Source organism: Neobacillus sp. DY30 (assembly GCF_030123065.1).
GTDB lineage: Bacteria > Bacillota > Bacilli > Bacillales > Cytobacillaceae > Neobacillus.
Map to the genome: position 1 here is coordinate 5,840,701 of NZ_CP126093.1, position 19,555 is coordinate 5,860,255.

The following is a 19,555-nucleotide window of genomic DNA, read 5'->3' on the forward strand; positions in this document are numbered from 1 at the left end:
GGGCATGTTTTTTTTGTAGTTGGCATTTATCTTTTCAACTATAAAAAATAGCTTTTAATCACCAAATGCAAATATTATCTCTGTTTCGCAAACTACTTCTCCATCAACTGTAGCTATGCCTTTGCCTTTTCCAATAGTACCTTTTAATCGGGTTATTTCAACCTCAAGACGGAGTTGGTCTCCTGGTTTTACTTGCTGTTTAAATCGGCATTTATCTATACCTGCTAAAAGCCCTAATCTTCCTTGGTTTCCTTCACTAGTTAACATTATGACTGCACTTACTTGGGCTAATGCCTCTAAAATTAATACGCCTGGCATAACTGGATAATTGGGGAAATGTCCGTTAAAAAAGTCCTCATTCACAGTCACATTTTTAATACCAACTGCTCTTTTTCCTTCTTCTAATTCCAAAATTCTATCCACTAAAAGAAATGGATAACGATGTCTAATAACTTCCTTAATTTTTTGAGTATCTAACATCATTAAAACCCCCATAACAATAATATTTGGAATAAATCTATGTATTGCTTTATTTTATCACTTGGTATTAGTAGTTGATACTAAAATAGTGAGCTACTTTAACTATACTGGTTCTTTAATTTAATTAGTAAAACGTTAGCTCAATAAAGAAAGGAGCCGCCACCAGGCAACCCCTTTGTTTACACTTGTATACAGTAGTTGTAGTTCAAGGATATGTTTTTAAGTGTTTATAACTGATTAGTTCACCATTTGTATTAATCACAACCTCATCTTCCCCATAACTGTTATGAGCACGATAATAAGGGTATACCTTCACCGTTATCTCATATAATCCACCAATTCCATACAACTGTTTTATTTTAAGGATTTCTGTGTCATAGGATGCCCAAGTAAGACCGAGTTCTTGTGCTTTTTTGTCGTTTTTATAAATTTCAGTAATTGCTCTATCTACTGGTTTTCTATTGCTACTTATAAGTGCCATTTTTAGCGTTTCACACAATTCCGTATCTGCTTCATTTACTGTTTTAGCCTTAACCCTTGTGTTATTAATCATTAAAAACATTCCAATCATAAGTATAACCGCAAGTTTTTTCGTAATAACCACCTCATTTTAGTTTCCTAAGAACTAAGATGGTTTATTCAATTAACCTGCTAAGTTAGTGTTTCCATCCTCTTTTTGTCATTTTATCTATTTTTCAGAATGGAAGCTGAGGTTTCGGCAATTATCCAGGTGTGGGAATTAACTGCCGAAATGGACTCTCGATTTTACCGCTCAATCAATTCCCGTTGCTTTTAGATCAGGCTGTAATATTTCGCAAGTAGGTTGACGAGGTTTAAGATTTTATTTTAAACCAGATTCCTTTAGAAAGTTGTATAATGGAATACGAGCTTAACTCAATTACGGAGGTTATGATGAAGTATTTTTTAAGGTTAAATACGCTTAGTGCCCTATACGCCTTAGCGTTGTTTATCGCCATCGAACTCATAATAAATGTTTCTCATATCAGCGAAGTGTATGGCTGGGAATGGGATAATGTTTACATTGCCATTGCTATTATTAATGTTATTGGACTTCTTCTATCGACCCTTATATTTATTAAACTAACAAAAAAATGGATGTTAGGCAGAAAAAACAGTTATTGGACACTTATTCTGTGGGTGCCTTATTTTATTGTTCTGCTCTATTTTTTCACTGTTATTGTGCCTCTTAATCCAGGAGTGACGCTGTTCCCTAGATTTAGCCTTTTGATTTTCGGGTCTTGCATTCTGTTTCCGGTTTACATAACTTTTATCAATCAATATGCTTTACCTATAAGGATGGATGACCCTGATACGCGCCTTTGAAAAACCGCTGATAAGAGCACGGAAACAGGCTGCTAATAAACAGGTAGAAACCTCTTTACTTGAGATTTCTACTTGTTTTTAGTTAGTGTAGATTTAACAAATATGGTCTTTCAACCCCGCCGGTTTCAGCATTTAGATAGGTCCGTCTGCTCTTTTCCCTTTCAAAAATTTGAACTAGGACATAATCCGCCGCAACCGTTGAATAGATAACACCCGTTGCCACTGATTTAACCTTTCCTCCTAAAATTTGCTCTGCCTTCTTTTCAAGTGAAGCTTGTGTTTGCTTAACCTGATAATTTTTCGAGAAGAACTCTTTAGATTGGAGTGCCGGTTGGGCTGATAAGCTGTAAAACTCTCCTGTTCCCGCATCCAATTCCAACACAAATGGTTCTCCTAATGGGAAGTACAGCTTATACTTTCCAACAAGAGGAGTGAATCGAAAACGATAGGTGTTCGGCTCTCCACCTAGCTCATCCTTTAGTTCAAAGGTGGCAGCCTCGCCGTATATTGCCTTAAGGATTTCTTCGGCTCTCACCTTGACAACTTCCTTATCCAAAGGCTTCTTTACATTTAACTGCTGCCCATAGTGATGTACAGATAATATCAATCCAGTATAGCCATCAATTTCTCCATCCATCTTGGTTTCTCCATCTTGAAGATCAAAACGATAAACCCCAAAATCTTCCCTTTTCAACTCGACCTTGCCGTCCTTGGCATTAAATGCTGTTCTTATGGTCTGCTTCAGTTCCTTCTCTTTTATCAACTCCATCTCTGAAGGGAGCTTGTGGTATTTGTTATAAAAAAAGGCGAGCTCATTAATTTTTCCGATTGGAGTCCCTATTCCTTCAATATCTAGGAATTCGAAATAAGAACTATAGCCATGATGAAATTCACTATATTCCTTTTGAACGTGTTTATATACCATGTTGGTATACTTTTGTAAAAGTTCAATTGCCTTTATGTCCGTTTCATCCTCAAGCCCCTGGCTTTTTCGCTCCCTCAAGGTCACCGCCATTTCATCAAGCTCCTGGCTATTTACAAGAAGAGGACCATTTCGTTTACGTTCAAACCACAGCAATTCGTCGTCTACATCGACGACATCTTCCGCTGCATAAGATAGAATGTCTCCGCTTGAATCGATTTCGTATAGATTTTGGGCTATTTTGTTAAGTGACTCGGCATATAAATAAACACCATTGAGAAGGTTGGCCACTTTTTCACGATTAGCAGCATACTGATTGATTCCTGAAACAATAATGACCGTTGCCAGAAGGGCGGCAATCACTTTCATTCTCCTCAACTTAAAGTGAAGCCGAATACGCCCATCCATTTCCTTCGACAATTTCTCTTCAGGAGGAGGCAGCTCCGAAAATCCCGTTCCACTTTTATATAGTTCACTGCACTTCGTACAGTGCTGTAAATGCTCTTCAACTGCTAGGCGGTTTTCCGGTCTTAATTCATTTTCTTCATACAAAGGATACAAATCCTCGACTAAGCTGCATTCTAGTTTCATTTCAATCCCCCTCCCCTTCAAGATAATATTTTTTAAACTTCTTTTTTGCGCGATGAATTCCCACCTTAATACTGCCTTCTGTCTGTGCTAGGATTTCAGCCATCTCGCTAAGCGAGAAACCCTGTTCCCGTAAAGCCAAAAGCGATTTTTCATGATCGGTCAACATTTGAAACGTTTGCCTTACCATCATTTCTGTTTCAATGTTCCGAGTTTTGCCGCTGGCTTGAAGCTCCGGCTCGGCATATGGAATTTCGTTCTTTTGGGAAAATTTCTTCGCCTCATTCAAATATGTATTGCGCGCGATTTTAAAAAGCCATGTCTTGAGGGAAGACTCGCCGCGAAACCGACTAAATCCCTTGAATGCCTTAATAAACGTATCATGCGTCAATTCCTCAGCCATCGTGTTGCTGTGGCACATATGGCGGAGATAGTTGTAAACCGAATCTTTATGTGCCTGATACATTTCTTCAAGCGGATCTGTCATGTCTCTCACCCCTCCCACTACTAATGACAAATGAAAACGTAAAAGGTTACAAAAAATTTTTACACTGTTCTAAATGTTTGTGATAAATTAAGTTTAACAATTACATTGCGGAGGTGCTGATAATCTTGGAGAACTTCTATATGTTTGTATTTATGTGTATTTTACTAATCCTTTTGCCTGGCCCTGATACAGCTATTGCTACAAAAAACACCCTCACCGTTGGCAGAACAGGCGGTTTCAAAACGATGTTTGGCACTTGTTGTGCATTACTAATCCACACATTGGCGGCGGTCGTTGGCCTTTCAGCGATTATTGTGAAGTCAGCTATTGTTTTTTCTATTTTCAAATACGTCGGTGCTGTGTATCTCGTGTATTTAGGTATCAAGACACTATGGGCACTCAGGAGCAAGAAAATTACGACTGAAATAAGTACTGAAAATAAATATGAAGGTAAATCTTGCTTTAAACAAGGTTTCCTTACCAATCTTCTAAATCCAAAGGTAGCAGTATTTTTCCTTACTTTCCTGCCGCAGTTCGTGGATTCCGGCAGCAATACCTTTTTTCCGTTTCTCACCATGGGAATCACGTATACCATCTTAACCGCAGTCTGGTTTTTGTTCTATATTTATCTGCTTAACCAGATAAGTGCTTTCATGAAAAGGCCTAGGACGCAAAGTGTTATGGAAGGAATTACTGGTACGATCCTGATAGCGTTCGGGGTCAAACTAGCGCTCGAGAAGGCTCACTAATAGAAAGGCAGTGGATCCATTTCCACTGCCTTTTTTTAACATTTACAAATCATTAATAGATTTCCATCGGGATCCTTGAAATTGAAATAATGGCCATGTTGAATTTCTGTTACGAGGTTAACACCTTTATTTTTCATAAAAGTAAATGCCTCTTCAATGTTTAAGGTATTGAAATGGAACACCGGTGTCTTAAATAGATTATCTTCGGAATAGATTTTGCTATCCAATACAATCCCCGCACCCTCCATGGGAATGACATAAAGATGGCCAAACTGTATTTCACTCGTTGCTTCGATTCCTAATAACTCACAATACCAATCTCTTGCCTTTTCTATGTCTTTTACCGGGATGAAAACCGTTCCGATTTGATTTAGGATAGGACTATTCATACAAAAACACCTCCAAAATTAGCTCCAAGTGGTATCTAATTTATCTGAATAAAACTTGATGGCTCTCTTGTAATGCAAGATCTGCTCGTCCGATGTTGTCTCAATTAAGCACGTAAGCAGAATCTCCATTGCCTCATTATGCTGTTTTAAATTATACAGCGCCATGGAATAGAATACTTGTAGTGCCCGATTGTTCGGAAATTGCGCAATTCCTTTTTGAAAAACTGCTTTTGACTTTTCATATTCCCCTAGCGCACGATAGGAACTCCCTAGACCAAGCAGCGCTCCCTCTAGGTCGTTTCCAGACAACCCTAACTGTATTGCCCTTTCATAAAAAGGTATCGCTTCGGTTTCCATGCCTAATAAATCATAACTCCAAGCACACTGGTAGTGGACGAACGGATCTTCCGGGAACTCTTTCACCAATTTTATTAACAGGTCATTCGATTCCTGATTTTTCCCCTCGTGCCGTAACTCTATTGCTCGATTTACTTGTTGTTCCAATGGCCTTACCCCCTATCTCTGTTATCTGTTTTTTCCCGGACAAATTCAATAACCTCGCCATTCGGCTGGATTTTTATCCCCGTTAAATACCCGGAATACGCTGCACCGGTATCAATATTCCACGAATGACTATGTACATCATACTTCGGCTCATCACATGGCGTGTGGCCAATAATTTGCAGCTTCTGAATATTTTTCAAAGGACTCCGATTCCATAGAACCCCGCAGGAATCCTCTTCGTCAAATGGGTTTTTTGTTTGTGCAGAAATCCCCGCATGACTTACAAACAGATGGGCATTTTCGTAACAGAGAGGCAGCTGTTTCATCCAGTTGACATCGCTCATGCAATCCCGCTCTTCCGCCTCATACTGCCGTAATGTTTCCTCCCCGCACTGCCTCAGCCAATTGTGATTCGGCTGGTTCGTAAAGTGACCAATCATCTCGAACTCATGGTTCCCTTTTAAAAAATAAACCTGGGTAGGAAACTCATCACGTAACTGCCTAGCAAACTGAACCATCTTCGGCGAATAATTGCCTCTGTCAATTAAATCACCGAGCTGTATCAAAATTTCATTTTCTTTATCCCAATACTTCGTAAGCATCGTAACAAACGTATAATAGCAGCCGTGCACATCCCCAATTACAAAGTAATTCATTGATGGTTCTCCCTTCTCGGCATATAGGCTGCCGGATTTAGCTCCTCACTTTCAATCACAATCGCCGTTAACCCTGTGTCTGTTTTGGTTTCGTGCCATTCATCTTTTTCCCAAAAAACCGCGTCCCCGGACTGCACTTTGAAATATTCATCACGCTGGGTGCTGACAAACCCCTCTCCGCTCACCACTAGTAGAAGCTGAGGAATGACCGCTTGATGATAGCCAATTACCCCTTTTTCCTCTAGGTGCATACATCCTATGTGTGCACCCTTAGTCGTCTGAAGAATACGCGACATAATAAAATCCGACTGAAATGCTGAAATCTTCTTCCCAGCTTCCTTTGAAAAATTAAAAACTTCCATGAAGCACCTCCAAAAACATAGATTATAAGTATTCAAGATGAAATTTGATAATCCTCTTAGGTTTGTAAAAAAGTAGTATACTCGATAGACAGAAGTGGAATAAAAAGGTATTACAAAGTAGTGCTGCTGCCTGTCTTTTTCAGTGTTGAGGTTGGGTGAGTGAGATTTGTTAGGCAGGTAAACATGACAAATGTGCAGGTAAAATGGATTCTATGCAGGTAAGCAGATATGTTTTGCAGGTACGGTACATTTTTTGGCAGGTAAAGGATTTTTGTTAAAATAGGTAATTAAAAAAACGGCACCTGAATCCAGAATCTACGATTAATTTAGCGTTGAATTTCCATATATAAGGAATTTAAATACCTGTGCCTGGCTTTTTCAGGGTTGAGATGGGGCGGCTGAATTTGTTAGGCAGGTAAACATGGCAATTATGCAGGTAAAATGGATTCTAGGCAGGTAAGCGGATAAGATTCGCAGGTAAGCTATTCATTTTGGCAGGTAGAGAATTTTTACTAAAAAAAGGTAATCAAAGAACTGCACTTATTCCGGAACCTACGATTAATTCACGAGCACATTTCCCATATATAGGAAATCAAAATACCTGAGCCATGCCACTGCCTGGCTTTTTCAGGGGTGAGGTTGGGCGGCTTAATTTGTTAGGCAGGTAAACATGACAAATATGCAGGTAAAATGGATTCTATGCAGGTTAGCGGATAAGATTCGCAGGTAAGCTATTCATTTTGGCAGGTAGAGGATTTTTACTTGAAAAAGGTAACCAAAGAACTGCACTTATTCCGGAACCTACGATTACACGCATTTCCTATATATAGGAAATCAAAATACCTGAGCCATGCCGCACCCTGGCTGTTTTAGTCTTGAGTTTTGGCGGGCTTAATTTGTTAGGCAGGTAAACATAGCAAAAATGCAGGTAAAATGGATTCTGTGCAGGTAAGCAGATAAAATTCGCAGGTACGCAACACATTTTGGCAGGTAGCAATATTTTACAAAAAGTATGGACTTTAATCTGCACATAAAAAAACACCGAATCCGCTTCTTACCGCGAATCCGGTGTTTCCACATATCTTAAGCTGCCTGCTCCAACATAGAAATATTAGTCTTATTTTTTTTAAAACGAATGGCCATATAAGTGAACGTCACACCCATAAAACCTGCCATGTACGCAAGCAAGATCGCGTTATTGTGCCACATATAAGCAAAGTCCCCGCTTGAAATCACAGCTTTAAACGCCTGAACAGTGTACGTCATTGGGAAGAACGCGTTAAATGGCTGCAGTGCCTCCGGAATTAACGCAAGTGGGAAGGTTCCCGCGCTTGTCGTTAATTGCATGATCAAGATGAGAATCGCAATAAAGCGACCAACATCCGCAAGCGTTGTGACTAACATCTGAATCAACGTCACAAACACCATGCTTGTGATAATCGTTGTCAAAATAAACAACGGCAAGTTTTGCACCTCAATTCCCAATCCAACGAGTAACACAAAATCGACTAATAGTGCTTGGAGCACACCGATAATGGTGATGACGCCTAATTTACCGAAAAACCATTGCGAAGCGGATGCCGGTTTGACGGCAGGTTCTCTTAGTCCAAAAACGATTGAGATAATGAGTGCACCTACAAAAAGTCCGAGTGAGACAAAATATGGTGCAAAGCCGGTACCGTAGTTTGGCACGGTGTTAATCTCATTTTTATCAACCTTAACTGGCTCGCCCATCATATCATAGGTATCATCGTCTGCATGGACACTGTTTGCCGCTTCCGCCCCCTGTGATAGCTTCTCGTTTAATTCGGAGGTGCCATCCTGAAGTTTTTCTGTGCCTGCTTGTAACTCAGCGGAACCTTCCGCAAGCTTGCCAGTACCTTCTGTTATTTTACCTGCACCAGCAGACAACTCACCCATCCCTGCTGTCAGTTGGTTGGCGCCTGCATTAAGCGCGGTTGACCCTGAATAAATCTGATGGATACCCTGTTGCAATTTCACCTGATTCGCATTGATCTCACCGATTCCGCCAATCAGTTGATCAAAGACTGGGTCCGTTTGCTGCTTCAGTTTTGTTTCTAAACCGTCAGTCGCTCCAAGTAATTGACCATTTACCTGAGTTTTAAATTGCGTGAAGCCTTGATGTAAACCAGGGGTAATCGCTTGTGCAACCTGCTGTTGAACTTCTGCCTTGCTTGGTGCAGTTTGCTGCGCCATAATTTCGGTTACGGTTTCTGCCGGAACACCATTAGCGATTAACGCCGCGGCAAGCTCCTGCATTTTTGCGGTTTGCTGTGCAATCATTTGGTCCGCAATCTGCGCCGACAATCCTGCACCAAGCTGATTTTCGAATTGATTAATACCTCCGTTTAATTTTCCCGTACTTCCCGCTAACTGTGAGTTGATTTCAGCCGCAATTCCAGCCGGCAGTTCTTTTTTGATCTGCTCTGCCCCCGCTTGTGCTTTTTCGGTGCCTGTCACCAATTGCGGCAGCTTTTCATCTACCTCTTTTAAACCTTGTTGAATAGCCATAGTCCCTTGGGCGACTTCTTTTGATCCAGTCGCAGCGCTGTTCATACCTTCCTCAAATTCAATGGATTTGCTTGCTAAGGTTTGAAGGTTTTCTTTGATTTGTCCGGCTCCCTCGTTAAGTTTTACCGAACCTTCGTTAAGCTGGCCAGCTCCCTCACTTGCTTGGGCTAACCCATCGCCCATTTCTGTTACTTTTTCAAAAATGCTTTCGGAGTAAGTGGCGACAATCTGCTTTGAAATTTCTGCTTTAATTTCCTTCATCGCAGTTTCGCCAATTTGTGCTGATAGGAAGTTTGCTCCCTCATTCGGTACATATTTGATTTGGAGCTTTTCCGGTTGATCCTCTAGCAGCGTTGTCGCATTTTTTGAAAAATCACTAGGAATCTCAACGAGAATATAATACTTTTGATCCTCTAAGCCTTTGTAGCCCTTCTCCTTGTCTACGATATCGAAGTCAAAGGTGTTACTTTTCTTCAAATTTTTGACCAGGTCGTCGCCAATCTCAAGCCTCTCTCCGGCCAGTTCTGCGCCCTTATCCTGATTGACGATCGCCACAGGCAGGTCACCTAAATATTTATACGGATCCCAAAACGCCCATAAAAACATTCCCGCATATAAAACTGGAATAAAGAGGATGGCGATAATCGGGATTAATACTTTTCGATTGGTAAAGATACTTTTTAATTCTGCTTTAAGTCCTTTCATGATGTTTACCTCCTGACTATTTTATTCATTTAGTCATTTTTGTTTGAAAAATAATGACCGTTTTGTTCAAATGGTCAATTTGTTGCAAAATAAAAGACTCATGTTAACAAGCCTTTTAGTAAGTAAAGTTCAAAGAGCTTAGCGATTTCTTCTTTTTTTAAAGGCGGATGGTTTCTTTGCCATTCATTCACCAAAGAGAAGTACATCTTCAACATCACAAAGGCTGTAATCTCAGTGTCGCAGGCTTTAATTTCACCCTTATCAATTGCTTTTTGGATAATCGCCTTTATATATTGAATGATCGATTGCTCCACTCGCTGCATCGCGTCTACCACCGTTTGCGTCCCCATATCCCGTTCTTCTTGAATCAGTTTTATAGTCAATTGATGCGATTCCCGAAACTCATGAATCCGGGCTAACACATTGTTCACATTTTCAAGGATAGATGCCGATTCATTCAGAGCACTCTCCACTTCGAACCGGATGTCAGCAATTAGCGAATTGATAATTTCATCGAATAACTCTTCTTTCGTTTTAAAAAAGGTGTAGATTGTTCCTTTCCCCACATTGGCTAACTTCGCAACCTGATCCATCGTCGTTGCCTTGTACCCATACAAAGAAAAAGACTTCGCTGCTGCCTCGAGTATCAATTTCTTTCGATCAATCACTGCCAAACTCTTCACCTCCAAAACTGACTAAAATACCAATTTGGTCATTTGTACGAAAAGTAATATATCATATCAATTTTAGAAATGCAACACGTGCAGATTTTGTCAAACGCTTTTATGGAACCAAATACGATTTACTGACGTCTAATTGAGTAGAGATAAAAGGAAATAACTGGGGGATCACTTCGATGAAAAGGCTGTTAATTGCTTTGTTTATTGCGCTTGTTTTGTTTTGTGCTACAGGGGGGTTGGAACGGTTTGCTACTGACGGAGAAACACAGGAACCTGAAGTTACTCAAAATATAGAAAGCTTATAGAAAATAGTCCAGTCCTAGCGCTGCTGGGGCTGGTTTTTACGCGCCTGCCGTGACCACTTTTCTAATTTGGACATACCTTGTAATGGTGAGAATGATGGGATTACGATAGATGATGGTGATTTCAGCATACTGCAGCCAGAACAACTTGAGTACGTGTGGATCGATTTGAGCGTGACAGCAACAACGTGCAATTGAGCTTGAGCAGCTCCAACACGGTTTCAAAGATTGAACCAGAGACTGCGTACTATCGAACGTGATTGTTCGGGGAACTAGATCCTGTCCATGATGAATCATGTAATGATTAATTACTCGGCCATATGCATTTTGGCTGCCCTTTTTTGACGGTATATTGTTTTTTCAAGAAAGTTTCCTATGAATCCAAGTACTAGTCCAAAAAAGAGTCCACTAAAAACAGGCATATCCAAAATGCTAAAGAATTTAACTTGATTCAAAAACGCAAATTCATGCCAAAACAGCCCGCAATCCATGCCCATCACTAAACCAATAAAGAAACCAGTATAGTAGGTCCTTTTTTTCGACTCACTATTCAATGTTCGGCCATTATGGGCCTTGGCTGCATTAAACGCCTGCCAAATTGAAAAGGCATAAAGTGATGGGTAAAACATCGCCCAGCGGTAGTCTATCACACTGTGGGCCTGAGCGAAATCTCCAGTAAAAGAATGGACAAGTGCCAGATTTAAGTTGGAGTATAAATTGATGAGGAACTCAAAGCCGATCAATGCAAAGCCGATAATATAATCCTTATTATAAAACTGCCCAAAACCCGGCAAAACCATTGACCATACCGCTGCTGCATATGGGGATTTATACTCAGTTCTCTGCCTCATTGTGCCATCCTCCCTTACTCATATATTATCTTTTAAACCTTTAGTTTTGGGAGTGTTTCAAAAAGTTTCATAAAATTTGGGAATATAGTTATATCGGAATAATGACCAACCAGGCAGTTAGAACTAAATTTATTTTTTATGTATAAGAGAATGATAGATTGGTAAAAATAATGGTAGAAAGTAATCTTAAGGGGGAACGAAATTATGAACGAATCTAAATTACTATTATCACAGTTTGCTAATGAGGAAGGCTTTGAGCTAAGTAACTATTTAACTCACTTGTTCGAATATGTCTCCATTCAACTGGAGCAGAATCCAGCTTGCACCACTGAAGTTGAAAATACCTAAGCCCAGGCACCGCTAAATGCCTGGACTTTTTTTGTTTACGGGCGAATCAAGTTTTGGCACATACACTAGGATCTTTTTTTAAAAAATAGGGGTCTTAAATAGAAATCCTCTTTTATTTCCTCTAACGTTCCATTTTTGGGTATAATATAGGAATATGGATTTTTCTAAAAAAGGGGGTCGTGGCTTTGGAGGCAACGACTGCTAATGAACGGATTGAACTTCTGGCAGAAGAAATTAAAGATTTGCTCCATCCGCATGCGGCCGATGATGTGAAGCTTGTTCAAAAGGGCTTAATGCTGTACCGGCAAGGGATGGTTAAGCAATTACAAATATGGAATGCTCAAATTACAGCGATGGTACAGGACGTGGCGCCGTGCCATGTGAAACTGAATTTTTCACATTTGTCGTTAAACAGCTGTACTTGTCCTCACGAGGGCCTGTGCCGCCATCAGATGGCTGTATTTTTTGCTGCTTATTCCCGGGTCGGCAGTGTTGCGGATTGGGTTGCGGAATGGCGGGAACCAATGAAAGAGAAGAGTGACATTGCGAGCTGGGGGCTTCAAAAGGCTAAGGATTTGATCAAGGCAAATGGTGTGATGAAGCCTGATTACGATCGCTGGGTAGAGTCCTTCGAAGTCAGCTTCGACACGATTCTCAATTCCAAGAAATATTCTAGCCCTTTTATTATTGCGGAGCTGTTCAATATTTATGAGCGGCGGATTAAAGCGAGTGCTCCCGTGGAACAGGAATGGCGCTTGCTTTATGAAATGGTCGGGATTGTCGTTTCCTTTAAGAAGCTTGCGGCGTTAACCGTGCAATCAGGATTTGCGGAGGATGTTGTAAGACGCGCCTACCTCTCTGTGTTCCATAATTTAATTGAGGACGCCGATGAGCTTGTTTTGAAAATTGGTGTTCAATCGCTGCCGTTTGATTTTGACGCCTTTATTTTAAAATTAAAGGACGAAGTGTTTGAGTTGTTGACTGTTGCGAGCGAACTGGAGCAGGAACGCATTTATCTCTATCGGCTACTCTGGACCAACCTTTTTAAGAAAAAGGAATGGCGTGACCAGGAAATCATACTGATTAACGACCGGATGAAGTCTTTGAAGGATTGGGAGAATCCTAATCCGCTGTTAGTTGCTGGGATTCATATCAGTATTTTGCAGCAAAAGGATGAACTGGCGTTAGACTTGATTAATAAAATGGATGATAAAGTGATCACTCCCTATATGCTTCATTGGATTGAACTATTGTCACAGCAAAAAGCTTGGAAACGGGTGGGACCGCTAAATGAGCTGTTTATTTCTAAGCTTAAAGGCTATTTAGATTTTCTGAGAACCTATCATTCCTGTGCGTCTTTTACCCGCTCTGCACTTAAGGCAATTTCTCCTTACGTTTCGGAGAACGGGAAAGTTGAATTATATGAGCGTGCGATGCTCTCGACTTTGCCATACAGCTATACGGAATATGAGCATTCACTGTTTGAACGGAAGCAGTACGATAAATGGGGTGACCTACAGGCGTTTATGGGCTGGAATTTTCACGATCTGCCACGAGAGCGGGTTAAGGTGATTGAAAAGGAAAAACCGGAAGTGCTGCTCGGCATGCTGCACCAATCCGCCCTGAACGAAATCAATCAAAAAAACCGTTCCAGCTACAAAGCAGCCGTCCGGCACCTAAAAAAGCTGCGAACCCTATACAAAAAAATCAAACGCCTCGACGACTGGCACTACTACCTCGACAACCTAATGGAAAAAACCAAAAGACTCCGCGCCTTCCACGAAGAATGCAAACGGAGCAAACTTATTGAGGAATAGCGGGTTGGTGGCGGGTGTGGCGGTGCCTGTCACCGGTCGTGGATAGTGTCTTTCTGTGGTGACAGGCACCGCTCGTGGACAGTGTCCACCTCAGGCGGACAGTTGTGATATGTTGTCGGGCTCTTATAAGGTTTTGTACATTTTTTGCGGTGTTTTGTACATTTTCTCTGGCCTTTTGGATATTTTTCGGATACTTTTGTACATTTTTTAGGGGCTTTGTACTTTTAGACATTATTTGGAAATCAAACACCCCAAAAATAACAGCCCCACCCTAGTAAAAGGAGTAAACTTACGATGCTGAAAACTAGATTTATTAAGCTTCTGACAATTAAATTGGATAATGCCCGTTATCTCCTTGCTGCTGAGGATGAGCACGGGTATGGATTACCGCCTTCTGAGTGGAAGAATGTGCTGTTCAGCCGCCATGATGAGAGCTTTTTTGGCACGCTTTTGGAAACGGAGTCAGTTGATGGCATCGAGGGTGTGGTCGTGACCGGCTGGCACCTGGTTTCTCTTTTTGCAAAGGAGTCTTTCAACCGGTTTATCCACTGGGATTGGAGTGAACAATCTGAAATCTGTTTAGCTGCCGCCCACTCTCTCCATGAGGGGATCCTTGAGAAAGACTGGCTGCCCGACTTTTCCGTTTGGGAGCAGGGTGAATTCCGCTGGAAGCTTCCTGTCCGGGTAGAAGATGAGTTCGACCCTTCTTTTTGGGACCAGGAAGTGGACCCTCAGGATGAAACGTCTGAAACGGTACAGAAATTTATCTCTGATTTATACGACCATGCCTTGGATTCGTATTTAACGCGAAATGCTTCTATGAAGGAGTTATTTGGACCGAAGCTTGCGTTGCTGAGGAAACAAGGAATTTCGGGTGCCGAACTGGCACGCTATTTTGATGAAGATTCCTGGCTTGAATGGGTCGGAATCAAGGAGAGCGACACCCCTTTCACAATTGGATTAAGGTTAGAGGAACCACTGGATGGAGAAGGACCTTGGAACCTGGGTGTCTTTTTGCGCGGTAAAAAAAATGTCGATGATGTTTATGACTTGGAGGCAAAGATTCCTGCTCGGTGGAAGCCGTTTTTGGAAAGGGTTGACCGTGAGCAAGAGCGCTGGGCTAGGTTAATTCCGTGGCTGAGTGAGGACGGAGTAACATTAAAATCAGGACTCTCTGAGGAAGAAGCATGGATGTTTTTGACTGAGGCGAGTGAAACCCTCGTTGCTTTGGACGTGGAGATCCTCCTCCCTTCTTGGTGGCAGGCAATGAAGAATGCCAATCTAAAGGTGAAGGCGTCATTAAAGGGTTCCTCCAGCCATCGTCCATCTTTTGTGGGGCTGCAGGCGATGCTTGATTTCAACTGGCGTTTTTCCATGAATGGTGTCGACCTGTCCGAGGATGAATTTAGTCAGCTTGTCGAAGAAAAACGTCGACTCGTGTTTATTCGCGGACGTTGGGTGAAGCTTGATCCAGGCTTTATTCGACAAATTCAGGATTTAATGAAGCGCGCTGAGAAGGAAGGCCTGCATGTTAGGGATTTGCTTGAGCAGGAACTGGTAGAGACAGCTCCTACCGAAGATGAGCTCGAAAATCCAAAAGCCTTCGCAAAGATACAAATCGAATTAAACAGCCAATGGAAAAAAATGATTAAGCAGCTATCTGAAGCACATGAGATACCGCTGGAAGAAGTTCCAGCAGGGCTTCAAGGTGAGCTCCGCCCTTACCAGCAGCTGGGTATGAGCTGGCTCTGGTTCCTGCGTCAATACGGATTTGGCGCCGTTCTGGCCGACGACATGGGACTTGGGAAAACCGTGCAATTAATCTCGTATCTATTGAAAGTAAAAGAAGAAACACATGAAATGGTGACAGGCACCGAGGATGGAAAAGATTCTAAAGGCAGCACAACTGAAAAAATCCCAGTTAAAACTGCTTTAATTATCTGCCCAACTTCCGTTCTTGGTAACTGGCAGAAGGAGCTTGAGCGCTTTTCCCCTGAGATGAATGTATATTTGCATTATGGTTCGAACCGCTTGAAAGAAGAGGCTTTTAAGGAAAAAATCAAAGATGCCGATGTGGTGCTGACTTCGTATGGATTAAGCCATATGGACTCTGAGGAGTTTGAGTCCATCCTATGGAGTTCGATTTCCATTGATGAGGCACAAAATATTAAAAATGCAGGGACGAAGCAGTCGCGGGCAGTACGAAGACTCCGCGGCGGCCATCACATCGCCTTGACTGGTACTCCGATGGAAAATCGTTTATCCGAGTTGTGGTCAATTTTTGATTTTACCAATCATGGCTATCTTGGCAGTTTGGGGCAATTCCAGAAGAAATTCGTGATTCCAATCGAGAAGGATGAGAAAAAGGAAAAGGTCAATGAACTGCAATCTTTAATCCGTCCATTCCTGATGAGAAGGACAAAAAAGGATGAAGAAGTGGCACTCAATCTTCCTGACAAACAGGAGCAAAAAGAGTATTGTCCGCTTACAACGGAGCAGGCTTCGTTGTATGAGCAGCTGGTCCGAGATACGTTTGCTGAGATTGAAAAGCTGTCAGGTTTCGAGCGCAAGGGATTGATACTACAGATGCTTAGCAGGCTGAAACAGCTTTGCAATCACCCTGCTCTTTATCTGAAAGAAAGATCCGCTGATAGGCTGCTTCTAGAGCGTTCCAATAAATTGGAGAAGCTTGTCGACCTGGTTGACGCTGTTTTAGACTCTGGCGAAAGCTGTCTCATTTTCACGCAATATATCGAAATGGGTGAAATGATTCGTTCGACAATTAAGAAGAAGTTTGGGGTTGAGGTGCCGTTCCTAAACGGAAGTGTACCAAAAACGCAGCGTGATGCCATGATTGAGCGGTTCCAAAATCAGGAGTTCCCCGTGTTCTTGCTTTCCTTGAAAGCAGGAGGAACAGGTCTCAACTTGACGGCAGCCAACCACGTTATCCACTACGATCGCTGGTGGAATCCAGCAGTCGAAAACCAGGCAACAGACAGAGCGTACCGTATCGGCCAATCCCGGTTCGTACACGTTCACAAACTCATCTGTACCGGTACACTTGAGGAAAAAATCGACGCCATGCTCGAGAAAAAGCAGCACCTAAACGACCAAATCATCCAAAGCGAAAACTGGATCACCGAACTCTCCACAGACGAACTCAAAGACTTGGTGTATTTGGGATAAGTGCTTGGCCCTCATGAAACGTTCATAAAGCCCGAAAAAGGAATCGGCAAAGAAAATGGGCCTCATGGAATGTTCATAAGGCCCAAAAGTAAGAATCAGCATATGAAATAGCTTCATGAAACTGCTCATTAAACCAATTTGGAACAATTTGTCTAAATATACAATGATGTATATTTGGTGCCTGTCACCCATCTGTAAACCCAAACCAGTCTCCGGACTGGTTTTTGTTATGTTTGAGACCCTAATAATACGGGTATAAAAAAAGAGATCCCACATCTATTTAGGATGTAAGATCTCTATTATGATTTGCTAATTTAAGATGACAATTTTCACAGTCTTTCTGCCCCATGCGAATGCACGCGCATTGTCTGGCATTACTACATCAATTTTATGACCTTTGATGGCACCGCCGGTATCACCAGCAATCGCTACACCATAGCCTTCTACCCATACTTTAGATCCCAATGGAATAACAGTAGGATCTACCGCAATTAATTTGATATTTGGATTTTCTTTAATATTGTAGCCCATGTAAGTAGTAGTTCCTGATGATTGCCAGCTGTAAGCGGTTGCGGTCACATACATTTCTTTACCTTTTGTATCAGCAGGTGCTGGTGTTGCTGCTGGTGCAGGAGCGTTAGCTGCTGCAATTGCCCGTGCTGCGGCTTGTTCTTGGCGAACTTTCTCTTGCGCCGCTGCCAGCTGTGCTTGAATTCCTGCCATTTCTTGATTCACTTGACTATATTTTTGTTGCATAACCGTTAAGGATTCTTGTCTCTTTTGTAAATTAAGATCAAGTTCAGCTTGTTGTTTGGCAAGGTTTTCTTGCTCGACAGCGAGCTGTTCCTCTTGCTCAGCAATTACTTTAACATTCTCTTCGATTTGTTTAAGGTCGTTTTCTTGATCCTTAATAATATCATTATCTGCATTAAACAGAGTAGTTACAGCGCTCGCGCGTTGAATCAGGTCTGCCACACTTTTTGATTCTAGAATGACATTGATGGCCACATTCAGCTTTTCATCCTCTTGTAAAGCCACTAACCTGCTTTTCATCACATCTTTGCGGTTATGGATTTTATCCTCAAGGAAGACAATTTCCTCTTTTTTCTGTTCAATCAATTGGCGTGTTGCATCAATTCTCTTCTGAGTTTCTGCTAAGGCTTCTCTATTTTGTGTAATATATGTTTGCAATTCTTCCATTTCTTTGTTGAGCTTCACAATTTCATTATTAATAGAGTTCTTTTCATTTGCCTTTTGTTCAAGCTCTTGTTGCACATTATGTAGTGCTTCTTTACTTGATTGTGCATGTGCCACAACGGTACCTGACACCAATATTACGCATGTTAGAAACATGAAAATCATACGCCTTACAAGTTGCATACGGTTTTCCCCCTTCTCTATTAATCTATTTATACCATGACAATGTACCAGTTATATTACAAAAATATTAAAACTCTATCACAAATTGTCATATAACAGTGGAAAACAATGTGAACAGATGAAAAATATGGGTGATTGGTGCGGTGCCTGTCACCACTCGTGGACATTTTGGCCATTTTGTCCACGTGGGGTGGACAGTAGGTGTTTACAGGTGATATTTACGCTCTTGGATGGTGTGGATTATATGGTTTTTGCACGCGCATGGAGGGGGAAATGGGGGTCTTTTTGTCTATATTGTGAAACAGTTGATTTATGTTTCGTCATGAATCCCTTTTTGAAAGCAAAAAAGGGCTCGGAATTACTCCGTTCCCCTTTATTGTGTGTTTTTTGTCATCTCTTTGTTACATTAGCTATAAATTTCAACAGGTCCAGTTAAAATTAGACTTCCACTATTTCATAGGCATACAAATCTCTTGGTTGTGCTTTTTCTCTTAATCTGATGCGATTCCTACCTGAGACCATGATGAAGGCGACTTTGTTATCATCTATAATGGCGAAGTTAGTAAAAATATCATAGGCGTCTTTCTCTGAAAGCGGTCTTTCTCCTTCGATCAGCTGCAAGGATTGCCGATAACAGTTAAATTGGGACTTATTTTCACGGATGTGGATAGTAACACTTGATTGATGAAGAGGGATAGAATGGTAAGACAAATGTGAAGATGGATTTTTTGAGAGAAGTAAGGCATCGTAAAAATCTGGTTTTCCTTTAATATGCATTTCCATCTGACTCGGTCGTTCCCCTATAAAGATTAATGAGTTTGGCATATATTTTTATTTCCCCCCATGAGACAAATATTTACATCAACACTTATTATTCGACAATAATTTTTATACTCCTTTTTTTCTTGATTTAAATAATAAGTCTTTTATAAAGTGCATTGTGCACTGGTGTAATCATCATTATATCAGTGAAAAGTTAATCGGAATAAAGGCTTTTAGGGCAAAAATCACCACATTTTACTTATTTTCCTAGGATGTTGTGTGAAATTTGGAGTTAATAAAAAAAGCGGAACTTGGGAAGAGAATGATGATGATTTAATAAGTCCGGGTTACCATACTCTTCTACCATTGCTTAATAAAGGGGAAAATATATCTGGTTTGTCTAAGGATACTGGTTTGAGTAAGTAAAAATATTTATAATGACATCATATCTAGCTCGTTATAATTTAATTTGCTCGATTATATTGAATTATTAGAGTATAAAAAAGATGTA

Annotated in this window: 20 protein-coding genes; 7 read left to right on the forward strand and 13 right to left on the reverse strand. The window is 41.2% G+C overall.

Going from position 1 to position 19,555, the window contains the following annotated elements:
- Positions 1–54: 54 nt before the first annotated feature.
- Entirely contained in the window at positions 55–480 is a 426-nt protein-coding gene (gene fabZ, locus QNH29_RS28760; protein ID WP_283865777.1) for a 3-hydroxyacyl-ACP dehydratase FabZ, read from the reverse strand.
- 205 nt (positions 481–685) lie between these two features.
- On the reverse strand, positions 686–1,051 hold the full coding sequence (locus QNH29_RS28765; RefSeq protein WP_283862646.1) for a DUF3888 domain-containing protein: 366 nt from the start codon (positions 1,049–1,051) through the stop codon (positions 686–688).
- 305 nt (positions 1,052–1,356) lie between these two features.
- On the opposite strand from QNH29_RS28765, the gene QNH29_RS28770 reads away from it, so the two are divergent.
- A complete protein-coding gene (locus QNH29_RS28770) occupies positions 1,357–1,824 on the forward strand; it encodes a hypothetical protein (RefSeq protein WP_283862647.1) in 468 nt (155 codons plus the stop codon).
- An 82-nt stretch (positions 1,825–1,906) separates the two neighbouring features.
- Here QNH29_RS28770 and QNH29_RS28775 read toward each other — a convergent pair whose 3' ends face one another.
- Positions 1,907–3,337 carry a zf-HC2 domain-containing protein gene (locus QNH29_RS28775; protein WP_283862648.1) on the reverse strand — a complete coding sequence of 477 codons (1,431 nt, stop codon included), beginning with the start codon at positions 3,335–3,337 and terminating at the stop codon, positions 1,907–1,909.
- 1 nt (position 3,338) lies between these two features.
- Positions 3,339–3,821, reverse strand: coding sequence for an RNA polymerase sigma factor (locus tag QNH29_RS28780; RefSeq protein WP_283862649.1), 483 nt, complete (start codon positions 3,819–3,821; stop codon positions 3,339–3,341).
- 140 nt (positions 3,822–3,961) lie between these two features.
- Here QNH29_RS28780 and QNH29_RS28785 point away from each other — a divergent pair, with 140 nt between their 5' ends.
- Positions 3,962–4,570 (forward strand): LysE family translocator, encoded by a 609-nt coding sequence (locus QNH29_RS28785; RefSeq protein ID WP_481858765.1) that lies wholly within the window; start codon positions 3,962–3,964, stop codon positions 4,568–4,570.
- A gap of 35 nt (positions 4,571–4,605) precedes the next feature.
- Here QNH29_RS28785 and QNH29_RS28790 read toward each other — a convergent pair whose 3' ends face one another.
- The 6 genes from QNH29_RS28790 to QNH29_RS28815 form a co-directional block, all read right to left on the reverse strand.
- The gene (locus QNH29_RS28790; RefSeq protein ID WP_283862651.1) at positions 4,606–4,959 is read right to left on the reverse strand and encodes a VOC family protein; all 354 of its coding nucleotides are present in this window, start codon (positions 4,957–4,959) and stop codon (positions 4,606–4,608) included.
- Between the two features lie 18 nt (positions 4,960–4,977).
- Entirely contained in the window at positions 4,978–5,463 is a 486-nt protein-coding gene (locus QNH29_RS28795) for a tetratricopeptide repeat protein (protein WP_283862652.1), read from the reverse strand.
- Between the two features lie 5 nt (positions 5,464–5,468).
- Positions 5,469–6,119 (reverse strand): metallophosphoesterase family protein, encoded by a 651-nt coding sequence (locus tag QNH29_RS28800; protein WP_283862653.1) that lies wholly within the window; start codon positions 6,117–6,119, stop codon positions 5,469–5,471.
- Positions 6,116–6,481 carry a cupin domain-containing protein gene (locus tag QNH29_RS28805; protein WP_283862654.1) on the reverse strand — a complete coding sequence of 122 codons (366 nt, stop codon included), beginning with the start codon at positions 6,479–6,481 and terminating at the stop codon, positions 6,116–6,118. Before QNH29_RS28805 ends, QNH29_RS28800 begins: the two co-directional genes overlap by 4 nt.
- Before the next feature lie 1,083 nt (positions 6,482–7,564).
- Entirely contained in the window at positions 7,565–9,718 is a 2,154-nt protein-coding gene (locus QNH29_RS28810; RefSeq protein ID WP_283862655.1) for a YhgE/Pip domain-containing protein, read from the reverse strand.
- A 98-nt stretch (positions 9,719–9,816) separates the two neighbouring features.
- Positions 9,817–10,383, reverse strand: coding sequence for a TetR/AcrR family transcriptional regulator (locus tag QNH29_RS28815; protein WP_283865778.1), 567 nt, complete (start codon positions 10,381–10,383; stop codon positions 9,817–9,819).
- Positions 10,384–10,574: 191 nt separating this feature from the next.
- Here QNH29_RS28815 and QNH29_RS28820 point away from each other — a divergent pair, with 191 nt between their 5' ends.
- Positions 10,575–10,703, forward strand: a complete 129-nt coding sequence (locus QNH29_RS28820) for a hypothetical protein (protein WP_283862656.1) — start codon at positions 10,575–10,577, stop codon at positions 10,701–10,703.
- 305 nt (positions 10,704–11,008) lie between these two features.
- Here QNH29_RS28820 and QNH29_RS28825 read toward each other — a convergent pair whose 3' ends face one another.
- Positions 11,009–11,551 (reverse strand): DUF5683 domain-containing protein, encoded by a 543-nt coding sequence (locus QNH29_RS28825; protein ID WP_283862657.1) that lies wholly within the window; start codon positions 11,549–11,551, stop codon positions 11,009–11,011.
- A gap of 204 nt (positions 11,552–11,755) precedes the next feature.
- Between QNH29_RS28825 and QNH29_RS28830 the strand changes: the two genes are divergently transcribed.
- The 3 genes from QNH29_RS28830 to QNH29_RS28840 all read left to right on the forward strand — a co-directional run bounded on the left by QNH29_RS28830 (position 11,756) and on the right by QNH29_RS28840 (position 16,902).
- Positions 11,756–11,899 (forward strand): hypothetical protein, encoded by a 144-nt coding sequence (locus QNH29_RS28830; RefSeq protein ID WP_283862658.1) that lies wholly within the window; start codon positions 11,756–11,758, stop codon positions 11,897–11,899.
- Positions 11,900–12,084: 185 nt separating this feature from the next.
- Complete coding sequence (locus QNH29_RS28835) at positions 12,085–13,716, forward strand: SWIM zinc finger family protein (protein ID WP_283862659.1); 1,632 nt, start codon at positions 12,085–12,087, stop codon at positions 13,714–13,716.
- A 294-nt stretch (positions 13,717–14,010) separates the two neighbouring features.
- Positions 14,011–16,902, forward strand: a complete 2,892-nt coding sequence (locus QNH29_RS28840; protein ID WP_283862660.1) for a DEAD/DEAH box helicase — start codon at positions 14,011–14,013, stop codon at positions 16,900–16,902.
- A 309-nt stretch (positions 16,903–17,211) separates the two neighbouring features.
- Here the strand turns inward: QNH29_RS28840 and QNH29_RS28845 are convergent, their stop codons facing one another.
- Both QNH29_RS28845 and QNH29_RS28850 read right to left on the reverse strand, forming a co-directional pair.
- Entirely contained in the window at positions 17,212–18,282 is a 1,071-nt protein-coding gene (locus QNH29_RS28845; RefSeq protein WP_283862661.1) for a 3D domain-containing protein, read from the reverse strand.
- A 438-nt stretch (positions 18,283–18,720) separates the two neighbouring features.
- Positions 18,721–19,107 carry a hypothetical protein gene (locus tag QNH29_RS28850; RefSeq protein WP_283862662.1) on the reverse strand — a complete coding sequence of 129 codons (387 nt, stop codon included), beginning with the start codon at positions 19,105–19,107 and terminating at the stop codon, positions 18,721–18,723.
- 216 nt (positions 19,108–19,323) lie between these two features.
- Between QNH29_RS28850 and QNH29_RS28855 the strand changes: the two genes are divergently transcribed.
- Positions 19,324–19,470, forward strand: coding sequence for a hypothetical protein (locus QNH29_RS28855; protein ID WP_283862663.1), 147 nt, complete (start codon positions 19,324–19,326; stop codon positions 19,468–19,470).
- Positions 19,471–19,555: the final 85 nt, after the last annotated feature.